Source organism: Archangium minus (genome assembly GCF_044360475.1).
GTDB lineage: Bacteria > Myxococcota > Myxococcia > Myxococcales > Myxococcaceae > Archangium > Archangium minus.
In genome coordinates this window covers 9,592,743-9,613,434 of the sequence record NZ_CP043494.1, presented here as the reverse complement: position 1 = coordinate 9,613,434, position 20,692 = coordinate 9,592,743, and the positions used below count along the sequence as shown (strand labels likewise).

The window sequence follows — 20,692 nt, the reverse complement described above, 5'->3', positions numbered from 1 at the left end:
ATGGACGGGGGCGTTGCTTTATCTGCTGTCCCACCCATGGAGACGAAGCGGATGAACTACCCGTCCACGAGGGCCGAGGCGGTGGTGGACACCCTGCACGGGGTGAAGGTAGCGGACCCGTACCGGTGGCTCGAGGACGAGAAGTCCCCCGAGGTCCAGGCGTGGATGAAGGCCCAGGACGCCTTCACCCGGGAGTACCTCTCCCGGTTCCCCGGCCGCGAGGCACTGCGGCAACGCTTCACCGAGCTCTTCTACGTGGAGTCGATGTCCGCGCCGGCGGTGCGCGGCAATCGCTACTTCTACGTCCGCACCCACAAGGACAAGGAGAAGGCCGTCCTCTACTGGCGCGAGGGGGAGAAGGGGGAGGAGCGGGTGCTGCTCGACCCCAACACCTGGAGCACGGACGGCACGGTGTCGCTCGGCCTATGGGCGCCCTCGTGGGACGGCCGGAAGCTGGCCTTCTCGCGCAAGCCCAACGCGGCGGATGAGGCCATCCTCCACGTGCTGGACGTGGACTCGGGGAAGTGGAGCGAGGTGGACGTCATCGAAGGGGCCAAGTACGCCTCTCCGAGTTGGACGCCGGACAACCAATCCTTCTACTACGCGTGGCTGCCCACGGACCCGTCCATCCCCGTGGCCGAGCGGCCCGGCTACACCGAGCTGCGCCTGCACCGGCTGGGCACGGATCCTCGCTCGGATCCCCTGGTGCACCCGCGGACCGGGGACCCGAAGACGTTCCTCAATGGAGGCGTCAGCCGGGATGGCAAGTACCTCTTCGTCTACGTCACCCGCGGCTGGAACGAGAACGACGTCTGGTGGAAGCGGGTAGGGGAGAAGGACTTCCGCCTGCTGGTGAAGGGCGAGGGAGCGAAGTACTCGGTCGACGTCTGGGAGGACAGGTTCTACGTCCTCACCGACGAGGGGGCCCCCCTGCAGCGCGTCTTCAAGGTGTCGCCCGAGCGGCCCGAGCGCTCGGCCTGGACGGAGCTCGTCCCCGAGGACCCCTCGGCGTCGCTTCAGGGCGTCAACATCGTGGGCGGCCACCTGGCGCTGGAGTACCTGAAGGACGCCACCACCCGCGTTCGCGTGGTGACGCTGGACGGCAAGCCGGTGCGCGACGTGGCGCTGCCGGGCGTGGGAGCGGCGAGCAACCTGTACGGCCTAGAGGATCGGGACGAGGCCTGGTTCGTCTTCAGCTCCTTCAGTACCCCGCCGCAGGTCTACAAGACCTCCGTGTCCACCGGGCACGTGGAGCTCTGGGCCCGGGTGGAGCTGCCCATCCAGCCCGAGCGCTACACCGTCGAACAGGCCTTCTTCCGCTCCAAGGACGGCACGCGGGTGCCCCTCTTCCTGGTGCACCGCAAGGACCTGAAGAAGGACGGCAACAACCCGGTGCTGCTCTACGGCTATGGCGGCTTCAACGTGAGCCTGCTGCCGAGCTTCCGCTCCAGCATCTACCCGTGGCTGGACGCGGGGGGGGTGTACGCCGTGGCCAACCTCCGGGGCGGCGGGGAGTACGGCAAGGAGTGGCACGACTCCGGACGCCTGCACCGCAAGCAGAACGTCTTCGATGACTTCCACGCCGCGGCCGAGTTCCTCATCCGAGAGGGGTACACCCGGCCCGGGAAGCTGGCCATCTCCGGAGGGAGCAACGGCGGCCTGCTGGTGGGGGCCGCGATGACCCAGCGCCCGGAGCTGTATGGCGCGGTGGTGTGCCAGGTACCCCTGTTAGACATGGTGCGTTATCACCTGTTCGGCAGCGGCAAGACGTGGATTCCCGAGTACGGCTCCGCCGAAAACCCCGAGGATTTCCAGGTGCTTTATGCCTACTCGCCCTACCATCACGTGCGGCCCGGCGTGCGCTACCCAGCCCTCCTGATGATGGGCTCGGACCATGATGACCGGGTGGATCCCTTGCATGCGCGCAAGTTCGTGGCGGCCGTGCAGAACACGGGCCAGGAGGCTCCCACGCTGTTACGTATTGAGGCCAACGCGGGCCACGGCGGAGCGGACCAGGTGGCCAAGGCCATTGAATCCAGCGTGGACCTCTACGGCTTTCTTTTTGGTGTACTTGGTGTCCGGGCGGACATCATTGCATCCGCTGCGAGCGCAACGTGGGGCCGCTAAAGCACCGGCCGGACACCCGAAGGCCCCAAGGTGTTCCCTTGCTTGCAGGCCAACGTTCCCCATCTTTCACGCGGGGAACGGCCGCCGAAGGGGCCGTGTTATAGAGACCGTCTTCAACTCGTTCGTACTCTTGTGGTGCGGGCGAGCAACATTCCAGGGGCTTGCGCCCACGGGTGGCAAGCAGGCAGGTGGCGAATACATGTTCTTCGGACGAGACGACAAGAGGGATGCCCAGAAGCGTGGGAGCACGGTGCCGCTCCTTCCGCTGCGCGACATCATCGTGTTCCCGCACATGGTGGTCCCGCTGTTCGTCGGCCGGGAGAAGTCCATCGCGGCGCTGAAGGACGCGATGGCGCACAAGGGCCCCGATGACAAGGCCGTCATCCTCCTGGCCGCCCAGAAGAAGGCCAAGACGAACGATCCGACGTCGGATGACATCTTCCACTTCGGGACCATCGGGCACGTCATCCAGCTCCTCCCGCTACCCGACGGCACGGTGAAGGTGCTCGTGGAAGGTGTGCGCCGCGCGAAGGTCAAGCGGTTCATGCCCAACGACGCCTTCTTCATGGTCGAGGTGGAGGACGTCGAGGAGCAGAGCGAGAAGTCCGTCGAGCTCGAGGCGCTCGTGCGCAGCGTGCACTCGGTCTTCGAGGCCTTCGTCAAGCTCAACAAGCGGATTCCCCCCGAGATGCTCATGCAGGTGGCGAGCATCGATGACCCGGCGCGGCTCGCCGACACCATCGTCGCGCACCTGTCGCTCAAGCTGAACGACAAGCAGGCGCTGCTCGAGACCGAGAGCCCGGCCAAGCGGCTGGAGAAGCTCTACGAGCTGATGCAGGGCGAGATCGAGATACTGCAGGTCGAGAAGAAGATCCGCACCCGCGTCAAGAAGCAGATGGAGAAGACCCAGAAGGAGTACTACCTGAATGAGCAGATGCAGGCCATTCAGAAGGAGCTGGGTGAGCGCGACGAGTTCAAGAACGAGATCCAGGAGATCGAGGAGAAGCTCAAGAACAAGCGGATGAGCAAGGAGGCCACGCTCAAGGTCAAGAAGGAGCTGAAGAAGCTCCGGATGATGAGCCCGATGAGCGCCGAGGCCACCGTCGTTCGCAACTACATCGACTGGATCATCAGCCTGCCCTGGTACGAGGAGACGCAGGATCGGCTGGATGTCGTCGAGGCCGAGCGGGTGCTCAACGAGGACCACTACGGCCTCAAGCGCCCCAAGGAGCGCATCCTCGAGTACCTGGCCGTGCAGCAGCTGGTGAAGAAGCTCAAGGGCCCCGTGCTCTGCTTCGTGGGCCCCCCGGGCGTCGGTAAGACGTCGCTGGCGCGCTCCATCGCTCGCGCCACCGGCCGCAAGTTCGTGCGTCTGTCCCTGGGCGGCGTGCGTGACGAGGCGGAAATCCGCGGCCACCGGCGCACGTACATCGGCGCCATGCCGGGCAAGCTCATCCAGTCGCTGAAGAAGGCGGGCAGCAACAACCCCGTCTTCCTGCTCGATGAGATCGACAAGATGTCCACCGACTTCCGCGGCGACCCGAGCGCGGCGCTGCTGGAGGTGCTGGACCCCGAGCAGAACCACAACTTCAACGACCACTACCTCGACCTGGACTACGACCTGTCGAAGGTGATGTTCATCTGCACCGCGAACACGATGCACAACATCCCCGGTCCGCTGCAGGACCGCATGGAGGTCATCCGGATCGCGGGCTACACCGAGCCCGAGAAGCTCAACATCGCCCGGCGCTACCTGATCCCCAAGGAGCAGGAGGCCAACGGCCTGTCCGAGCTGAAGATCGAGATCACCAACGACGCGCTGCGGACCATCATCCACCGCTACACGCGTGAGTCGGGTGTGCGCTCGCTGGAGCGTGAGATCGGCGGCGTGTACCGGAAGATCGCGCGCGACATCCTGAAGAACGGCAAGCGCGACATCGTGGTCGATCGCAAGCAGGCGATGAAGTACCTGGGCACCCCGCGCTTCCGCTACGGCGTGGCCGAGCGCGAGGACCAGGTGGGCATCGTCACCGGTCTGGCCTGGACGGAGATGGGCGGGGAGATCCTCACCACCGAGGCCACCGTCATGCCGGGCAAGGGCAAGCTCATCATCACCGGTAAGCTGGGCGAGGTGATGCAGGAGTCGGCTCAGGCGGCCATGTCGTACGTGCGCTCGCGCGCCGAGCGGTTCGGGATCGACCGCAAGATGTTCGAGAACTACGACATCCACGTGCACCTGCCCGAGGGCGCCATCCCGAAGGACGGTCCGTCGGCCGGTGTGACCATGTGCACCGCGCTCGTGTCCGCGCTCACCCGCGTGCAGGTGCGCAAGGACGTGGCCATGACGGGTGAGATCACCCTACGTGGCCGGGTGCTGCCCATCGGCGGCCTGAAGGAGAAGACCCTGGCCGCCCACCGCGCGGGCATCAAGACGGTCCTCATCCCGAAGGCCAACAAGAAGGACCTGAAGGACATCCCGAAGAAGATCCGCGCCCAGCTGCGCATCGTCCCCGTGGAGTTCGTGGACGACGTGCTGCGCGAGGCCCTGGTCCTCGAGAAGCCCGAGGAGTTCGGCCGCAAGACGGAGCAGCAGAAGGCTCCCGAGGCCGCTCCGGCCGCCGCTGCTCCGGCGTAGTGACGGCCACGGGTTGAATCGGTGAAGTGAATCGCGGGCCCCGGGGAGTTCCCTGGGGCCCGTTCTTCTTCCTTCCCTCTCCCTCCGGGAGAGGGTCAGGGTGAGGGTATCCGGTCCCGTGTTCCTTCCCGCGTTCACTCTCGGGTGCCCCAGTGACATGAGCCCAGGCTGAACAGGGGGAACACCTGGGCAACCAGGGAAGCGAGTTACCCTCACCCCGTCCCTCTCCCGGGGGGAGAGGGGAGGGGGCTCATTCGGGAACCCACGTACCTGCACTGACGCGGTACAACCCCGTCCCAGTGGCCCCCCTCGTGCGCTCGTCTCGACTCGCCTTGATGCTCGTCCTGGTCCTCGTGGCCGGGGGCTGCCGGTGCGGCTTCCAGCCCGAACCCGGTATCAAGGTCGTCGTCCCCGCGATGCCCACCACGCTCGACTGGAGCTACTCCGATCCCTCCAGCTGGGCCAACTACCCCGTCATGCTCGCTACCCAGCGAGGGCTCACCACGCTCGCGCCGGACCACTCCGTCCAGCCCGGGCTCGCCGAGCGTTGGGAGCGCTCCCTCCGCCTCGATGGTCAGGAGGTCTACACCTTCCACCTCCGCCACGATGTGCGCTGGTCCGATGGTGTCACTCCGCTCATCGCCCAGGACTTCGTCCTGGGCTGGCACCGCGCCCTCCTGGGCCGCGAGCGCGGAGAGATGGGGGACCTCGCCGGTGCCGAGGAGGTGTTCGCCCTCCAGGAGCAGGGCGCTTCCTCCGAGCAGCTCCAGGCCGCTCTGGCTCGCGTCGGCGTCGAGGCGCTCGACCCGCATACCCTGCGCGTCACCCTGGCCCGGCCTCGCAGCTACTTCCTCGCGCGGCTCGCCAACGTCTACCTGTTCTTCCCCACGCCCTCCGCTGTCCTCGCCGGCAAGTCCGAGGAAGAGGTGCGTGACTACTTCGACCGGCCTCGAGACGGTCACCCCCTGGCTCTCGGCCCGTACCGCGTGGAGAACTGGGACCGCGCCGGCGAGCGCGTGCGGCTCGTCCATAACCCGCACTCCGCCTTCCAGCCGCCGCTCGGACCCGGTGAGCGCCCCGCGCCCGTGCTCACCCTGCTGAAGTCGGAGATTGGCCCCGCCCTCTACGAGCGCGGTCGGGTGGACTTCGTCTTCGTGGACAGCGCCGTGGCCCTCCAGGGCCGCCGTCCGGACGACCTCCAGCGCGAGCCGCTCCTCTCCACCTACTTCCTCGTCTTCAACACCGAGCGCCCTCCGCTCGACAGGCCCGAGGTGCGCCGTGCCATCGCCCGGGCGATCGACCGCGAGGCCCTCATGAAGGGCCTGCTGCCCGCCGCGCGCCCCAGCCACGTCCTCCTCCCGCCTGAGCTGCCCGGTGCTGCCTCGCCCGAGGAGGCCGCGAGCCTGCCCCACTTCGAGCCCGAGCGGGCCCGCGCGGAATTGGCCGGAGTCCCCGGGTTGGACCGACCGTTGCGGCTTGTCTACAAGGCGGGTGACTCCTTCGTGCCCGAGGTGGCCATCGCCGAGCGCCTGGCCGCGCAGCTCGCCGCGGTGGGCGTACGCGTCACGGTGGATGCGCGCTCGGACTTCACCGCCGAGGTGTCCCGCCGCACCGCCGAGGGCCCGCGGGCCTACGATCTCTACATGCGCCGCCTGGGCGCGGACTACGCGCACCCCAACACCTTCTTCACCCTCTTCGAGCGCACGGGGCTGCACCAGTCGGGCTGGGAGACGCAGAAGGGCGGCGAGCCCATGGACCGCTTCGAGAAGCTGCTGGACGAGGCCGACGCCGAGCCCGACGAGGCCCGCTCGCGCGCCCTCTATGGCCAGGCCCAGGCGGTGCTCCTCGACGAGATGGCCGTCATCGCGCCGATCTACCACCCGGATCGTTACTTCCGAGCGCGGGCCTCCCTGCACGGCGTGGACGTGGACCCCTTCAACTTCCTCTCCCTGCGCGAGCTGCGCCTGGATGGGACCGTGGCGGAGGCGCGCTGAGTCATGTCTCCCGCGCTCGTCCGACTCGGCCGGCAGTTGGTGCTCGTGCCCATTGTCGCGATTGCCTCCTACTTCCTCATGGCCGCGCTGCCGCTCACCACCGCGGACGACGCCAAGCGCCAGGTGGCTCCGGAGGTGCTCGCGTCCTACCGGAGGGACCTCGGCCTGGGACAGCCGCTCGGCTTCCTGCGCCCGTGGGAGAAGCTCTTCCGAGGCGAGCGTTTGGGCACCAGCGCCCAGGGCGTCACCGGCGATGAGCTGCTGTGGAAGCTCTCTGGCAGCGTGGGCGTGGGACTGGTCGCCCTGGTTCTCGCGCTCGGGTGGGCCCTTGCCTTCGCGCTGCTCCGCTCCCGGTGGAAGCGCAGCCGGCTCTCGCTCCTCGGGGACGCGCTGCCCGCCGTGGCCTTCGGTACCCCCGTCTTCATCCCCGCGCTGCTGCTCGCGCCCGCCGTCGTGGAGCGCGGGCACCTGCTGCCCGAGCTGTCCGCCGCGCTCGTCATCTCCGTGTGGCCGGGCATCTTCCTCGGCACCCTGGTGGCGGATGCTCTCGAGACGGAGCTGGCCCGCGACTACGTGCGCACCGCTCGCGGCAAGGGCCTGTCCCCGCGCGCCGTGCTGTGGCGCCACGTGCTGCCCAACGTGCTGCCTGCGCTCCTGGATGCCGTGGGTCCCGTGGCCACCGCGTTGCTCGCTGGCTCCTTCGCCGCCGAGCGCGTCTTCGGCCTGCCGTACTTCGGCCAGCTCTACGTCCTCGCCGTGCTGCAGAAACAGGTGGCCGTGGTGGTGGTGGCTACGACCGTCTTCGCCTCGCTGCTTGTCATCGTCGGGCTCGTGGTGGAGCTCGTGCGGCTCTTCGTGGACCCTCGTGCGCGGGAGGCCCGGACATGAGCGCGCGCCGCGTACCCAAGCGGGCCTGGGTAGGACTCGTGCTGCTCGTGGGCCTGGGCCTCGCGAGCTGGCTCGCCGCCCGCGTCTTCCCCGAGGCGCTCGCTCGCACCTGTCCGCTGGGCATGGACCCCACTTATCCCGATCGCTCGGTGTGCGAGCTGGCATTCGGGGGCCTGTGGGTCTCACTGGCCGTAGGACTGGCCGCCGGTGCGCTCTCCACCGTGCTGGGGCTCAGTGTGGCCATGCTCGCGCGCGCGGTGGGAGGCTCGCTGGAGCACCAAATCCTGCGCGCGGTGGACGCCGTCTTCGCGCTGCCGGACGTCCTGGTGGTGATGGTGCTGCAGCTCGCCGGCCAATCGATGCTGGATGCGGGCCACGCGGGCGGCCTGGGCCCCTTCGGGCTCATGGTGGTGTCTCTGGCTCTGGTGGGGTGGGCGGGCCCAGCGCGCATGTTCCGCAACCGTTTGGCCACGTTGGAGGGACAGGAGTTCATCGCCGCCTCGCGGGCCCTCGGCGCCGGACGCTGGCACTTGCTGCGCGTGCACCTCTGGCCCGCGCTGCGCCCCTTCGTGCTCGCCGTCTTCCTCAGCCGCCTGCCGACCGCCATCCTCACCGAGTCCACGGTCAGCTTCTTCGGCATCGCCCGGATGGAGCCCATGTCGCTCGGCCGCTACCTCGGCACCAGCTACGCGGCCCTCATCTACGAGGGCGGTGCACGGGTGGTGCTACCCGCGTGGGGACTGCTGGTGTTGCTCGTGCTTGGCGCCTCGCTGGCCTCTCAAGCACTCGGGGCCGGGACGCGCCGCGTCTGAGGGGTGCAGCGGCTCGCCCTCTCAGCCGATGCGAGTGTGGAATTTCGAGCACGGGTGTGGACGTTGCCACCACACGAACACCCCTCTCTTTCCCAAGGTTGCCATGTCCATCGCCAACGAGGAGCTTCCCATCGCCACGGGTCATACCCGCTCCAGGACCCGAGAAGACGACAGCCTGAAGCTGGAACCCGTCAGGGGCTCGGTCCTGATCGTCGAGGACGATCCCGCCCACCGCGAGCTGCTGGTGGAGCTGCTGACGCAGTGGGGCTACGCGCCCCTGCCCGTGGGCAGCGCCGAGGAGGCCGAGTTCGCCGTGCGCAACAAGCGCATGGACGCGGCCATCGTGGACGTCTTCCTGCCCGGGCGCAGTGGCACCAACCTGATGACCCGCCTGCGCGAGAAGTTCCCCCAGGCCGTCCTCATCGGCGTGAGCGCCATGAGCGATGCGTCCATGGCTCGCAAGTGCAAGGGTCTGGGCGCCGATCTGTTCATCGGCAAGCCGCTGGCGCCGGAGAAGCTCGCCCAGGCGCTGCAGTCCCGACACACCAGCTGGCACTGAGGCTGAAACCCGTCTGTCCTCAGTCCAAGGCTCGGGTACGAATCGGTTGCGCGGAGGGAGGGAAGCGTCGACACTTCCTCTGTGCAGACACTTGCTCCCGGCCTTCTCGTGGCCATGCCACAACTGACGGACTCCAACTTCCGGCGGTCGGTCATCCTCATGCTCGAGCACGGCGAGTCCGGCTCCATGGGGCTGATCATCAACCGGGGGGCTTCTCTGACCCTGGGGGACCTGGCGAAGAACCAGTCCCTCACCATCGCCCCCGAGCGCACGGGCCAACCCGTCTTCCTCGGGGGCCCCGTGGAGAACCACCGGGGCTTCCTCCTCCATGACAACGAGCATGTGACGGAGAAGCACGAGGTGGTGCCCGGCCTCTACCTCAGTCTCACGCTGGACACGCTCGGTCCCCTGCTGAAGGACCCGGGCGTCCACCTGCGCTTCTGCCTGGGCTACGCCGGCTGGGGTCCCAATCAACTGGAGAGCGAGGTTGCCTCCGGCTCCTGGCTCTATGCCGAGGCGTCTGCCCGGCCTGTGCTAGAAGGCGACCCCGGCCTGCTCTGGGACCACACCCTCAAGAGCATGGGCGTGGATCCCGCGATGCTCCTGAAGGGAAAGGGACTGAACTGATGCTCGACCCGAATGCCATCCACCAGCGGATTCTCGGCGCGCTCCCCGGCTCGGAGGTGGAGGTGCGCGACACCACCGGAACCGGAGACCACTTCGAGGCCCGCGTGGTGAGCCCCTCCTTTGCCGGCAAGTCCATGGTGGAACAGCACCAGATGGTGTACGCGCCGCTCCAGGACTGGCTGAAGACCGGCGAGCTGCATGCGCTCGCGCTCAAGACCTATTCGCCCGAGCAGTGGAAGAAGCTCGGGTCTCGCTGACGAGGTAGCTGACGATGACTCCGGAACTGAAGGCTCGTTTCGACAACGACATCCGCAACCACAAGGTTGTCCTCTTCATGAAGGGCAACGCGCTGTTCCCGCAGTGCGGTTTCTCCGCGCGCGCGCTGCAGATCCTGCAGCAGCACGGAGAGGTGCACACGGTGGACGTGCTGGCCGACCCCGAGGTGCGCCAGGGCATCAAGGAGTACAGCAACTGGCCCACGATTCCCCAGGTGTTCATCAACGGGAAGTTCGTGGGAGGCTCGGACATCCTCATGGAGCTGGAAGAGCGCGGCGAGCTGGCGGAGCTGATCGCCGGCAAGTGAGCTCCCTCTCCCTCTGGGCTGAGGATTGCACACGCTAGGCAGGCGGGGGGGCGGCGGAAAGGAACTGGGCAAGGGAGAAGCCCGCGACGTAGTCGCGCAGCCGTTCGTAGCCGCGCCAGAGGACGAGCCAGCCCGGAGGGCGCTTCTGCGGGTTGGCCATGTAACCGCCCAGGGCGGCGATGAGCAGCAGGGCCTGACGAAGCGTCAGCGCCCCTTGCAAGGGCATGCGTGGAGAGAGTTGGGGTGCCATGGCTTGGAGCACTTGCACCTCGGCCGGAGCCAGCACTGCGTCGGCGGGCTCATCCGGGAGGGTACGGCTCAGGGTGCGCAGGCGCAGCAACTTGACGGAGGTCAGCAGGGTGAGGGCGAGCAGGTTCTCCAGGTGCTCGCGTGCCTCGTGCTGACGCCCCTCCAGTCGGCAGCCCGTCTTCAGGGCCTTGTGCAATTCCTCAATGCCCCACCTCTTCTGGTAGGCCGTCACTGCGCCCCAGGCCGCCTCCTCACTTTCAATGGGCGCGTTGCTCAGCAGCAGCCACTCCACGGCTTTCTGTCCCTGTGGCGGCGCCTCTTCGCGCACCAGTACGCCCCACACCCGCACCGGCTGCCCACCCTGGCGCCCGGGGGCAGCAGCGTGAGGGGGCATAGCGCAGCGACAGCGTGGCGTCGCGTGCCGTGCGCGCCACCCTGTCGGCCCGGGCTGGCTGGGCCGACACGTGCAACGGCCGGCTGCCCACCACGGGTAACCCTTCCAGGGTGGCCCACAGCTTCCCCCCTTCCCCCTCCACTCGCCTGTCCTGGCCGGCGCGCACCAGCAGCTGAAAGCCCTCGCCGGTCGCGCGGGAGAGCAACTCGAAAATGTCTCCTTCGGCGTCGATGATGTGCAGCAGCCGCCCTGGCTCTCCCACGCGCTCTTCGGCCTCCACCAGGGCCCGCCACCACAAGACGCTCTCCTTCTGCTCGAAGGGCCGCTGCTTTCTGCTCTTGGCCTTGCCCCTTTGCGCGGCCGGGCGCTCCCAGGTGCACGCTCCCAGCACTCCAAAGGCGGCGCCGTCCGTCTGCACCACCAACGCCGTCTGCACGAAGAAGCCCTGACAGACGGGGTTGCCCACCTGTCCTACCCCGCTCATGGACAGGTGACTGAGTTCCACCTCGGTCCGGTCGTGCACGCACAGCGCCACTTCTCCCGCCAGCCCTTGTGCCACCGCCTTGCCCACTGTCTGGGCCGCCGGCTCCAGCAGCCTCTGGAAGCTGACGTCTTCATTCTCCACCATCCGGTAGGCCCCCATTCGCTCCGCCCGGCTGGTGCCCAATCGATTGAGGGTGACCCCAGGCTGCCCCTCCATCAGGTGAAGGGTGTGCAGCAGCCTGTCCCTCAGCCACACCTCGTCCTGGGGACCGAAACTCCCGGCCGGATAGAGAACCTCGTACGTCAGATACAATGCGGCAGCGTCCATGGGCTGCCTCCCTATCGGACCCTACCGCTCAAGTCATGCGCCTTCCTGCTTGCCCACCCCTTGCTCCCTCTCTCCCTCTGCGTGTGCATTCTTCAGCCCTCTGGGAGAGGGCCGGGGTGAGGGTCTACCCCAGGTCTGCCTGAGGAGCGCCGCATGTCCGCCGAGGACGAGAAGCTCCAGCGAATCGTGGAGGCGCGCCTGAAGCTGAGGGCGCGCTTTCTCGAGAAAATGGAGCGCACGCCAAGCGTGAGTGACGAGCGCCCTCAGGGCAGTGGCCCGCCCAACCGGCACGGGATGCCCAAGCTGCCGCCAGGGCAGACGGAGACGCGCAAGTGGCCGGTGCTGGACCTGGGCGCGTCGTTCGAGCACCCCACGTTGGAGACATGGGAGCTGCGCATCAACGGAGCGGTGGAGCAACCCGTCACGCTGAGCTGGAAGGACTTCCGGGCGCTGCCGCAGCACGAGGACACCAGCGACTTCCACTGCGTCACGGGCTGGAGCCTGATGGACGTACAGTGGGTGGGGGTGCAGCTCTCCACGCTGGCGGCGCTCGCTCGGCCGCTGCCCGAGGCGGCGTTCATCCTCGCGCACGCCTACGACGGTTACACCACCAACCTGTCGCTCGAGGAAGCCCTCAAAGACGACGTCCTGCTGGTGCACACGTACAATGGGAAGCCGCTGCCGCGCGAGCACGGCGGCCCGGTGCGGATGATCACGCCCCAGCTCTATGCCTGGAAGGGGGCGAAGTGGATCCGCCGCATCGAGTTCCTCCGGTACGACTCGCCAGGCTTCTGGGAACGATGTGGCTACAGCAACACCGCGCACCCCTGGAGAGACGACCGCTACGCCTGAGCCCGAGGGCCCCACCCCGGAGCTCGTAGGTCCGCTCGGTATCGTCTCCGCGCCTCCTGCCGACATCGTTGCGCCGGACGATCTGATTCCGACGCAGAAGACGCCCACGCTCAGGGCGCGGGTGAAGGACTTTCGCGCCCGTCATGCGAAGTGGGAGCTGGCGCTCTTCTTCTTCGCGAGCTTCGCCTACGACATCGCCACGCTGCCGCGGATCGACAACCGGTTCGTGCTCACCAAGCAGGGCGTGTATCTGAGCGTGCTGTCGCTGCTGCTATTGGTGGAACTGCGCTGGAACTGGCGCGAGGAGCCTCCCCGCTGGTTGGCCCGCGTGTGGCGCTTCCGGGAGGACGCGCTGCACTTCTTCCTCGGCGGCCTGCTGAGCCCCTACACGCTCTTCTATTTCAAGAGCGCCTCCGGGCTGACGGCGTTCCTGTTCCTCAGTGGAGTCTTCGGGTTGCTGGTGGCCAACGAGCTTCCGCGCTTCCGCGCACGCGGGCCCGTGGTGCGCGTGGCGCTCTATAGTTTCTGCGTCACCTCGTACTTCGCGTACCTGCTGCCGGTGCTGCTCGGCTACTACAGCGGGACGTTGTTCATGGTCGCGGCGGGCCTGTCCTGCGCGGCGACCCTGGTCCTCACGCTGCTGGCGCGCTGGTGGAGCGGGGACAGGCGGAGCACGCTGCGTCACGTGGCGCTGCCGGGCCTCGGTGTCCAGGTGCTGCTGCTCGGGTTGTATCTGCTGAAGGCGATTCCCCCGGTGCCTCTGTCCATGCTCGCCAGCGGCATCTACCACGGCGTGGAGGTGGTGAAGGGCCCGAGGGGCAAGGACTACCGGCTGCTTCACGAGCGCTCCGAGTGGAAGCTGTGGGAGCGTGGGGATCAGGACTTCCGCGCTCGCCCCGGGGACCGCGTCTACTTCTTCGCGAGTGTCTTCGCGCCCGCGAGCTTCAAGCCCCAGCGCGCGGGAGATCGGGGTACTCGGCTCGTCATCCGCTGGTACTACGACGACCCGGAGAAGGGTTGGACGGAGTTCCACGCCTACGATGACCTGTACCTGGAGCAGGGCGGGCGCGAGCGGGGCTTCCGGACCTTCGCGTATGTGACCAACCCGAAGTCCGGGGACTGGCGCGTCGCCATGGAGACCGAGGACGGGCGGGAGATTGGACGCCTGTCCTTTACTGTCACGCCGGACACGAGTACGGCGCAACGCGAGTTCAAGGTGGACGCGGGGTAGGTCTCCGTGGCCCAAGGGAGCGTGATGATGCGTGACATCTTCCTGGGTCTCGCGGTGCTCGTGGGGCTTCCGGGTCTGGCTTGGGCACAACCCGTGACTCCGTACCACCCTCGAGTCGCCGGCGTGCCCGTGTCCTGCTTGTCTCCCGCGGGGGCGCCGGTGGCCTTCGTGCCGAACTCCTCACTCGCGGACGTTGGGTTGTGGTTTCCCTCGTGGCCCGGGGTTCCGGCGCATGTTGAGTACAACCCTGCGTTGCTCGCGCGGCTGCCTCCCGCGGTGCAGTTCTTTTGGTTCGGCCATGCGTGCACGCATGCGGTGCTCGCGAATGGCTCCGACGAGGAGGGCGCGGACTGCGGGGCTCTTCAGCTCTTGAGGCGACAGGGGCTCGTGTCGCGCGCTCAGGTGGTGGAGATTCAGGCGTATCTCCTGCGTGCCCCCGTGGTTCAGTGGGGGCATCAGCCTGGGCCCGCGCGTGTGCAGCGGTTGCTCGGGTGCTACGACCGAGCCCCCGGCCCTCTGAAGTAGGCGCGGGGGCTCATGGGTGGGAAGCCGGGGGGCGCTTACCCTCACCCCGGCCCTCTCCCAGAGGGAGAGGGTCTAACGCTTTTCGCTCCAGATTTGCTTCATCCACTCCTCGACGTCCTTCGTCTGCCTCGGGATGTCCTCCGACAGCACTCGGCAGCCTGTCTTCGTCACCAGGACGTCGTCCTCGATTCGCACCCCGATGCCTCGGTACTTCGCCGGCACCGTCAGGTCGTCCTTCTGGAAGTACAGGCCCGGCTCCACCGTCAGCACCATCCCCGCCTTCAGCTTGCCGTACTTGTACGCCTCCTGACGCGCCTGCGCGCAGTCGTGTACGTCCAGGCCCAGCATGTGGCTGACGTTGTGCAACGAGTAGCGCTTGTAGAACTGGTGCTCGTCCTTCAGCGCCTCCTCCGGCTTCACCTTCAGGATCCCCAGCTCGTACAGGCCCTCGGCCAGCACGCGCATCGCCACCCGGTTCGGCTCCATGAAGTCGTTGCCCGGCTTCACCGCGTCGATGGCTCGATCCTGCGCCTCCAGCACCAGCTCGTAGATTTCGCGCTGCTCCTTGGTGAACTTCCCGGAGATGGGCAGCGTGCGCGTGATGTCCGCCGTGTAGAGGCTGTTGCCCTCCACTCCCGCGTCCAGCAGCAGCAGCTCGCCCTTCTTGATGTCGCCGTCGTTGCGCGTCCAGTGCAGCACGCACGCGTGGTGGCCCGCCGCGGCGATGGTGCCGTAGCCCACGTCGTTGCCTTCCACTCGCGCGCGCAGGTTGAAGACTCCCTCCACCTCGCGCTCGCTCCGGGCCTGCTTCAGCCGGCGGATGACGTCCTCGAAGCCCCGGTGCGTCGAGTCGATGGCCGCCTCCAGCTCGCGCACCTCCTGCTTGTCCTTGATGAGCCGCATCTCGGACAGCGCCGTGGCCAGTTGCTTGTCGCGCTCCGCGTGCTCGGGCACCGCGCCGTCCACCTTCGCCGAGTGGCCGCGCAGCACGCGCGTGGGCATCGTCGCCGCGCCCTTCAGTCCCTCCAGGTAGCCCTGCAGCTCGGGCAGGCCCCGAGCCTCGTGCACACCGAAGCGCGCCTGGCTCTCCTTCACGCCCAGCCGCGGGCCCACCCATAGCTCGCCCTTCACGCGATCCGTGAAGAAGGTGGAGTCACTGCGGCCCGGGTTCGGCTCCACGAAGAGGATGTCCGTGTGGCCACCGTCCTCCCTCGGCTGGAGCACCAGCACGCAGTCGGGCTCCATGTTGCCCGTGAGGTAGTAGAAGTCGGTGCCCGGCCGGAAGCGGTAGTAGGTGTCGTTGGCGCGCACCTTCTCGTGGCCGGTGGGAATGACGAGCGTCTCGCCCGGGAAGAGCTTGGAGAGCGCCCGGCGGCGGGCCTCGAAGGCATCCGCGTTCTTCAACTTCGGCGGCGCCTTTCCGCTCTGGGGCTTCCACCCCTGCATCATGAAGTCGAGCAACGCGGGCGGAGGTGCCGTGTCGTGGCTGGCGGGCTTTCCCTTCGCCTCGGACTCGGGAGTCACGATGGGCTGCTGCACGGGCGCCTCGTCCTGCTGCGGCGCGTTCACTGCGACGGCTTGGGCTTTGGATCGGGTCGTCTTCGCCATAGGACGACTCTTGAACAACCGAACGAGCCCCTTCAAGCCCGATGCGCTACGTCGTGCGCTCAGTGTCCTCTCGTAGTAGCGCCAACTGTCCCAGGAGGACGGGAACAGCCGTCTCCACCCGCAGGATTCGAGGGCCCAGTGAGAACGGGCGGAAGCCATGCGCCTCGAGCAGCTCCGCCTCGAAGGGCACCCAGCCGCCATCCGGTCCCACCGCCAGCACTACGCGCGGTGCGTCATGAACGCCTGCTTGGGTGAGCGGCTGCCGTGCGGGTGGGTGGGGGAGGAGCCGGAGGGCCTCGGTCCCGAAGACGGTGTCCAGCTCGTCCTCGACGAAGGGGCGGAAGCGCTCGCGGATGAGCACCTCCGGGAGCCGGGTGTCGCGGGCCTGCTCGAGCCCCTGGTGGAGGAGCTCCTCGACGAAGTCAGGGGCGAGCACCTTGGAGTCGAAGTAGCTCTTCTCCACGCGTGCGGCGTTGACGAGCACCACGCGGTCCACGCCGAGCTGGGCCACGGCGGGCAGCACGCGCTTGAGGGCCTTGGGGCGGGGAATGGCGAGCAGCAGATCCACTCCCGCGCGGGGCGGCGGCGGCTCGGTGAGGGTGACGCGCAGCCGCAGCAGGCCGGGGGTGTTCTCCAGCACCTCACCCGTGCCCACGAGCCCGCCGAGCTTTCCGACGCGGAGTGTCTCCCCGGGCTCGGCGCGGAGCACCTCGCGGGCGTGCTGGGCGCGACGGCCGGTCATCTGCACGGTTCCGTCGGGGAGGAAATCGGAGTCCTGGAGGAGGAGGAGGTTCACGGACGTTGTCTGCTCAGGGCTTCGCTTCCAGCAGCTTGTCTCGCTCGTTCTGGGCCGCCTCGAGCTTCTTGGCGGCCTCGCGGGCCCGTTCGAGGAGCTCCGTGGGCGCGGGGAGCTCGGGATTGTCCAAGGGATTCTTGGGGCTCGGGTCCTTGCCGGCACTGGGCGGAGAGCCGGGCTCGGCGGGCGTCGGCTCTCCGAGTTGCGAGTCCGCCAGCCTCTCCCGGCCACGTTGGGCTGACTCGACCTGCTTCACGGCGTCGCGGGCCCTGTCGATGAGCTCGGAGGGAGTGGCGAGCTGGGGATTCTCCAGGGAATTCTTGGGCGCCGGCTCCTTCCCTGTGTGGGACGGGGACTGAGGCTCCGGCGTGGGGGCGGGAGGCGTCGACTCCTCTCCTGCGAGAGGGCCCCGCATGGTGAGGACGCCCACCTCGGCTTCCACGCGTACGGCTCGGGCGCGGTACCGGCTGGGGATCTCCTCGCGCGAGCCCACGAAGTGGACCGTCCCCTTGTCATCCTTGTACCGGTACATCCCCGCCGCTTCGGCGAAGGCCTGCTTCTCTTCGGACGAGGCCGGAAAGCCCTCACCCGTGAAGCTCAGGCGGACCGAGCGTCCTTCCACCGTCTCGAACTCGATGGCCTTGCCGTCGGAGGTGTAGCGCGGTGGTTCTCCTTCGAGACCCGCCTGGCCCTTCACCCAGATGAAGTGGAGGAAGGGCTCCCGCGCCTGAATGGGAGCGCTGACGAGGGCCCCGGCCTTCACGCCCTTCATCCGCACGCCGTGCTCATAGAGCGCGGCCACCTCTACGTCCTTCCAGTTTCCCTGGGGGGAGGCCGGGAGCGGGTTGAGTACGAGCACCCGCGTTCCGTCCGGGGAGACGAACTTGAGCTGCTGCCTCGTCGCGATGCAGGTGTTCCACTCCCAGACCACGCTCGGCTTCTCGCCCGGAGGCGACAACGTCGAGGTAGTCGTGCAGCGGAGGGCCTTCCCGTCCTGGTGCGCGGTCTGCTGGACCTCCGCGTTCCCATCGGCGGAGCGCGCCGACCATGTGTGCTCGGGAAGCGCCTCCGCCGTGGGGGACGGAGGCTCACCGGGAGCTTCCAGTGCGATGGGCTGCTCACCGGCGTCCTTCCCAGGGCTGGCGGTGTGCTCGGCTTCGTTCACGGGCTCGGGCCGAGCGGACTGCTGACAGCCGCTCAGGAGCAACACCACCGCCAGACTCCTCAATCGCATGCATCTCCTCGTGGCTCGCGTCCGGGGTGGCGGATCGTACACGACTCCTGGCCGGGCGAGGTTTTCCATCGAGGAGTCGCTGGGTTACAGCTCCACCGGGAGCGTGACCAGATGCATGTTGAGGGGGCCCTCCTGCTTCCACTCGGGCGAGGCGTCCTTCGCGGGCCGCACGTTGGGGTAGCGCCGCAGCAGCGTCTCGAAGAAGACCTGGGCCTCCAGCCGCGCCAGCGCCGCGCCCAGGCAGTAGAACGAGCCGTACCCGAACGCCACGTGCTTGCCCGGCTTGCGGGTGATGTCGAACCGGTCCGGCTCGGGGAAGATCGCGGGATCCCGGTTCGCCGCGGCGAGCACCGTGTACACCATCTGGTGCGGCTGTAGCGTCTGGCCGCCGAGCTCCACGGGCGCGACGGTGAGCCGGGTGATCATTCCCGCCACGTCGCCGTAGCGCAGCATCTCCTCCACTGCTTGAGGAATGAGCGAGGGCTGCTGGCGCAACAGTGCGAGCTGCTCCGGGTGGTCGAAGAGCAGTGCCAGGCCCCGGCTGATGAGCCGCGCGGTGGTCTCGTGGCCGGCGAACAGGAGCAGCGCGCAGTTGGAGAGGATCTCCTCCTCGGTGATGAGGCCCTCGTCCTTGGCGCGCAGGAAGACCTCGAGGATGTTCTCGCCCGAGCCGCGGCGGTACTGGGAGAGGACCTCGCGCATGTAGTCCATCATCTCCAGGACGCTCTTCTGGCTCTGGAAGAGCTGCTGGGGGCTGAAGTTGTTGAAGATGGCGCTGAGGTCGCGAGACCAGCGCTGGAGCAGGTGCTCGTCAGTGAGCGGCACGCCGAGCATCTCGGCGATGACGTTCGAAGGCAGGGGGATGGCGAGCTCCTTCACCATGTCGAAGGAGCCCCGGGCCGCCGCGGCATCGAGCAACGTGTCGGTGAGGGCCTGGATGCGGGGCCGGAAGTTCTCCACGGTGCGCGGGGTGAAGTAGCGCTTGAGCAGCGCCTGGAAGCGGAGGTGGCCCTCGTGGGTGGTGTGTCCCATCCACATGTTGACGGCATCGCGCAGGGGCGTGAGCTGCTTGCGGACATCTTCGGGCAGGCGCTCGAACTGTCCCGTCATGGGTCCGGCCACCAGGCGGGGATCCTTCAGGACCTGGGCGATGTCGGCGTGGCGGGTGAGCACCCAGCCGTGGAGCTGGGGGCTCCAGTGGATCGGCTGCTGAGCCCGAAGTGTGTGGAAGAGCGGGTGCGGGTTCCGAGCGGCCTCGAGGCTGAGGAGATCGAACGAGAGGGGTTGGGGACTGCTGGTGGCCGGTTGCATAGGGCTCCCTGGGCGCGGTGGATGAGAGAGGCCGCGCTCGTCGGCGGCGTAGCATGACAGGGGACGTCTAAGAGGTCGCCAGGGGAGAGGGCAGCCCCTTGCTTGCCGAGCTCCGACCCGACGGCCGGGCCTCCAGATTCCCCACATCCCCCTTCGTGCGGCTCGTCACCAGTCCTTGCCGGCCCCCCCGGGGGACCGTTAAAGCGGCGGGGTGCGTTCCCTCTGTCTCCGCTGCCTGCGTCCCCAGTCCACGTGCTACTGCGCGCGCGTGCCTCAGGTGGACTCGCGCACGCGGCTCGTCTTCCTCCAGCACCCCCGCGAGCGGCGGGTAGCCATCGGCACGGCCCGTATGGCGCACCTGTCCCTGCCCAACTCCGAGCTCTACGTGGGCGTGGACTTCACCGGTCATCGGCGGCTCGCTGAGCTCGCGGCCCGTCCCGAGCGCGTGGCCGTCCTCTTCCCGGGTGAGGAGGCCGTTCCCCTGGAGGAGGCGAAGCAGAATCCCCCCGAGACGCTCATCGTGGTGGACGGCACCTGGCCGCTGGCGCGCAAGCTGGTGAAGACGAATCCCCTGCTCGCGGGGCTGCCGCGCATCGGCTTCGTCCCGCGCCGCCCGAGCAACTACCGCATCCGCGCCGAGCCGGCGGAGCACTGCGTCTCCACCATCGAGGCGGTGGTGGAGGTGCTGGGGGCGCTCGAGGGTGAGCAGGAGCGCTTCGACACCATGCTGCGCGCCTTCGAGTACATGGTGGACACGCAGCTCGACTGCCAGGAGAAGCGGACGGAGCCGCCACGCCGGCGCATCTACAAGTCCGCGTGGCAGCCGCCGCTGGAGCTGCGCTCCATTGCCGAGAGCTTCGAGCACCTCGTGCTCCTCTACGCCGAGGCCAACGCGCACCCCGCGGAGCGGAACCTGCCCTCGGAGCTGGTGCACCTGGTGGCGATGCGCCCGGCCACGGGGGAGCGCTTCGAGGCCATCCTCGCCCCGCGGCAGCCGATGGCGCGCAGCACGCCGCTGCACGTGGAGCTCTCGGAGGAGGTGCTGCTGGCGGGTGAATCCCTGGAGGCGGGGCTCGCGCGCTTCCAGGCCTTCCTGCGCCCGGGGGACAAGCTCGCGGTGTGGACGACGTTCGCGTTGGATCTGCTGCGGCGCGATGGCTTCCCGGTGCCCGAGGCGCTCAACGTGCGGCTCGCGTGTGCGCGGGCGCTCAAGAGCAAGCCGGGCGGGGTGGAGCAGGGAGCGGAACAGCTGGGCGCGCGGCTTCCGGAGCAGTGGGCCGGGGGGCGCGCGGGTCGTCGCATCGTGGCCCTGGAGGCGGTGGTTCGCGCTCTGGATGAACGGGGCCGGGCGACTCAACCTCCGCCCCGCGAGCGCATGGCGTCGTAGCCAGGGTCGCCGGGCGGAGGCGGTGGGTCCCCGCGTCACCAGGTGGCGCGCGGGGACTGGTGCTTCACG

General features: G+C 68.2%; 19 protein-coding genes. 13 read left to right on the top strand and 6 right to left on the bottom strand.

The genetic code is table 11. The annotated features are described in order from the left end of the window. Nucleotides 1-51 precede the first annotated feature (51 nt). The 9 genes from F0U60_RS39185 to grxD all read left to right on the top strand — a co-directional run bounded on the left by F0U60_RS39185 (nucleotide 52) and on the right by grxD (nucleotide 10,225). The gene (locus F0U60_RS39185; RefSeq protein WP_395807414.1) at nucleotides 52-2,127 is read left to right on the top strand and encodes a prolyl oligopeptidase family protein; all 2,076 of its coding nucleotides are present in this window, start codon (nucleotides 52-54) and stop codon (nucleotides 2,125-2,127) included. Nucleotides 2,128-2,326: 199 nt separating this feature from the next. Further along, nucleotides 2,327-4,762 (top strand): endopeptidase La, encoded by a 2,436-nt coding sequence (gene lon, locus F0U60_RS39180; protein WP_395807412.1) that lies wholly within the window; start codon nucleotides 2,327-2,329, stop codon nucleotides 4,760-4,762. A gap of 335 nt (nucleotides 4,763-5,097) precedes the next feature. Next, the gene (locus F0U60_RS39175) at nucleotides 5,098-6,756 is read left to right on the top strand and encodes a peptide ABC transporter substrate-binding protein (protein ID WP_395825655.1); all 1,659 of its coding nucleotides are present in this window, start codon (nucleotides 5,098-5,100) and stop codon (nucleotides 6,754-6,756) included. Between the two features lie 3 nt (nucleotides 6,757-6,759). Next, nucleotides 6,760-7,644 (top strand): ABC transporter permease subunit, encoded by an 885-nt coding sequence (locus F0U60_RS39170; protein WP_395807410.1) that lies wholly within the window; start codon nucleotides 6,760-6,762, stop codon nucleotides 7,642-7,644. Further along, nucleotides 7,641-8,456 carry an ABC transporter permease subunit gene (locus F0U60_RS39165; protein ID WP_395807408.1) on the top strand — a complete coding sequence of 272 codons (816 nt, stop codon included), beginning with the start codon at nucleotides 7,641-7,643 and terminating at the stop codon, nucleotides 8,454-8,456. Before F0U60_RS39170 ends, F0U60_RS39165 begins: the two co-directional genes overlap by 4 nt. A gap of 103 nt (nucleotides 8,457-8,559) precedes the next feature. After that, entirely contained in the window at nucleotides 8,560-9,015 is a 456-nt protein-coding gene (locus F0U60_RS39160; protein WP_395807406.1) for a response regulator, read from the top strand. Nucleotides 9,016-9,096: 81 nt separating this feature from the next. After that, nucleotides 9,097-9,642: a YqgE/AlgH family protein gene (locus F0U60_RS39155; RefSeq protein WP_395807404.1), complete on the top strand. Its 546-nt coding sequence runs from the start codon at nucleotides 9,097-9,099 to the stop codon at nucleotides 9,640-9,642. After that, nucleotides 9,642-9,899 carry a BolA family protein gene (locus F0U60_RS39150; RefSeq protein WP_203406753.1) on the top strand — a complete coding sequence of 86 codons (258 nt, stop codon included), beginning with the start codon at nucleotides 9,642-9,644 and terminating at the stop codon, nucleotides 9,897-9,899. The genes F0U60_RS39155 and F0U60_RS39150 overlap by 1 nt, the downstream gene beginning before the upstream one ends. Nucleotides 9,900-9,913: 14 nt before the next feature. Next, nucleotides 9,914-10,225, top strand: coding sequence for a Grx4 family monothiol glutaredoxin (grxD, locus tag F0U60_RS39145; RefSeq protein WP_395807401.1), 312 nt, complete (start codon nucleotides 9,914-9,916; stop codon nucleotides 10,223-10,225). A 34-nt stretch (nucleotides 10,226-10,259) separates the two neighbouring features. On the opposite strand, the gene F0U60_RS39140 is transcribed toward grxD, so the two are convergent. Continuing rightward, nucleotides 10,260-10,766: a hypothetical protein gene (locus tag F0U60_RS39140; protein WP_395804454.1), complete on the bottom strand. Its 507-nt coding sequence runs from the start codon at nucleotides 10,764-10,766 to the stop codon at nucleotides 10,260-10,262. Further along, complete coding sequence (locus tag F0U60_RS39135) at nucleotides 10,732-11,679, bottom strand: hypothetical protein (RefSeq protein ID WP_395807399.1); 948 nt, start codon at nucleotides 11,677-11,679, stop codon at nucleotides 10,732-10,734. The genes F0U60_RS39140 and F0U60_RS39135 overlap by 35 nt, the downstream gene beginning before the upstream one ends. Before the next feature lie 153 nt (nucleotides 11,680-11,832). Here F0U60_RS39135 and F0U60_RS39130 point away from each other — a divergent pair, with 153 nt between their 5' ends. The 3 genes from F0U60_RS39130 to F0U60_RS39120 are packed head-to-tail and all read left to right on the top strand — an operon-like array spanning nucleotide 11,833 to nucleotide 14,287. Next, nucleotides 11,833-12,531 carry a sulfite oxidase-like oxidoreductase gene (locus F0U60_RS39130; protein ID WP_395807397.1) on the top strand — a complete coding sequence of 233 codons (699 nt, stop codon included), beginning with the start codon at nucleotides 11,833-11,835 and terminating at the stop codon, nucleotides 12,529-12,531. Continuing rightward, complete coding sequence (locus F0U60_RS39125; RefSeq protein ID WP_395807395.1) at nucleotides 12,482-13,762, top strand: DUF2914 domain-containing protein; 1,281 nt, start codon at nucleotides 12,482-12,484, stop codon at nucleotides 13,760-13,762. The genes F0U60_RS39130 and F0U60_RS39125 overlap by 50 nt, the downstream gene beginning before the upstream one ends. Before the next feature lie 24 nt (nucleotides 13,763-13,786). Beyond that, complete coding sequence (locus tag F0U60_RS39120) at nucleotides 13,787-14,287, top strand: hypothetical protein (RefSeq protein WP_395807393.1); 501 nt, start codon at nucleotides 13,787-13,789, stop codon at nucleotides 14,285-14,287. A gap of 72 nt (nucleotides 14,288-14,359) precedes the next feature. Here F0U60_RS39120 and F0U60_RS39115 read toward each other — a convergent pair whose 3' ends face one another. From F0U60_RS39115 to F0U60_RS39100, 4 genes are all read right to left on the bottom strand, one after another. Continuing rightward, nucleotides 14,360-15,895 carry an aminopeptidase P family protein gene (locus F0U60_RS39115; protein ID WP_395807391.1) on the bottom strand — a complete coding sequence of 512 codons (1,536 nt, stop codon included), beginning with the start codon at nucleotides 15,893-15,895 and terminating at the stop codon, nucleotides 14,360-14,362. Between the two features lie 46 nt (nucleotides 15,896-15,941). Beyond that, entirely contained in the window at nucleotides 15,942-16,691 is a 750-nt protein-coding gene (locus F0U60_RS39110; protein WP_395807389.1) for a 16S rRNA (uracil(1498)-N(3))-methyltransferase, read from the bottom strand. Between the two features lie 13 nt (nucleotides 16,692-16,704). Continuing rightward, on the bottom strand, nucleotides 16,705-17,925 hold the full coding sequence (locus F0U60_RS39105) for a hypothetical protein (protein ID WP_395807387.1): 1,221 nt from the start codon (nucleotides 17,923-17,925) through the stop codon (nucleotides 16,705-16,707). Between the two features lie 84 nt (nucleotides 17,926-18,009). Next, nucleotides 18,010-19,236: a cytochrome P450 gene (locus F0U60_RS39100; protein ID WP_395807385.1), complete on the bottom strand. Its 1,227-nt coding sequence runs from the start codon at nucleotides 19,234-19,236 to the stop codon at nucleotides 18,010-18,012. Between the two features lie 211 nt (nucleotides 19,237-19,447). Here F0U60_RS39100 and F0U60_RS39095 point away from each other — a divergent pair, with 211 nt between their 5' ends. Beyond that, nucleotides 19,448-20,623, top strand: a complete 1,176-nt coding sequence (locus F0U60_RS39095) for a tRNA-uridine aminocarboxypropyltransferase (protein ID WP_395807383.1) — start codon at nucleotides 19,448-19,450, stop codon at nucleotides 20,621-20,623. Nucleotides 20,624-20,692: the final 69 nt, after the last annotated feature.

What these genes read in the sequence shown, in the direction of transcription:
- F0U60_RS39165 (WP_395807408.1), top strand. Translation starts at nt 7,641, where the DNA reads ATGAGCGCGCGCCGCGTACCCAAGCGGGCCTGGGTAGGACTCGTGCTG.
- F0U60_RS39160 (WP_395807406.1), top strand. Translation starts at nt 8,560, where the DNA reads ATGTCCATCGCCAACGAGGAGCTTCCCATCGCCACGGGTCATACCCGC.
- F0U60_RS39130 (WP_395807397.1), top strand. Translation starts at nt 11,833, where the DNA reads ATGTCCGCCGAGGACGAGAAGCTCCAGCGAATCGTGGAGGCGCGCCTG.
- F0U60_RS39185 (WP_395807414.1), top strand. Translation starts at nt 52, where the DNA reads ATGAACTACCCGTCCACGAGGGCCGAGGCGGTGGTGGACACCCTGCAC.
- F0U60_RS39115 (WP_395807391.1), bottom strand. Translation starts at nt 15,895, where the DNA reads ATGGCGAAGACGACCCGATCCAAAGCCCAAGCCGTCGCAGTGAACGCG.
- F0U60_RS39170 (WP_395807410.1), top strand. Translation starts at nt 6,760, where the DNA reads ATGTCTCCCGCGCTCGTCCGACTCGGCCGGCAGTTGGTGCTCGTGCCC.
- F0U60_RS39175 (WP_395825655.1), top strand. Translation starts at nt 5,098, where the DNA reads ATGCTCGTCCTGGTCCTCGTGGCCGGGGGCTGCCGGTGCGGCTTCCAG.
- F0U60_RS39150 (WP_203406753.1), top strand. Translation starts at nt 9,642, where the DNA reads ATGCTCGACCCGAATGCCATCCACCAGCGGATTCTCGGCGCGCTCCCC.
- lon (WP_395807412.1), top strand. Translation starts at nt 2,327, where the DNA reads ATGTTCTTCGGACGAGACGACAAGAGGGATGCCCAGAAGCGTGGGAGC.
- F0U60_RS39135 (WP_395807399.1), bottom strand. Translation starts at nt 11,679, where the DNA reads ATGGACGCTGCCGCATTGTATCTGACGTACGAGGTTCTCTATCCGGCC.
- F0U60_RS39100 (WP_395807385.1), bottom strand. Translation starts at nt 19,236, where the DNA reads ATGCAACCGGCCACCAGCAGTCCCCAACCCCTCTCGTTCGATCTCCTC.
- F0U60_RS39105 (WP_395807387.1), bottom strand. Translation starts at nt 17,925, where the DNA reads ATGCGATTGAGGAGTCTGGCGGTGGTGTTGCTCCTGAGCGGCTGTCAG.
- grxD (WP_395807401.1), top strand. Translation starts at nt 9,914, where the DNA reads ATGACTCCGGAACTGAAGGCTCGTTTCGACAACGACATCCGCAACCAC.
- F0U60_RS39120 (WP_395807393.1), top strand. Translation starts at nt 13,787, where the DNA reads ATGATGCGTGACATCTTCCTGGGTCTCGCGGTGCTCGTGGGGCTTCCG.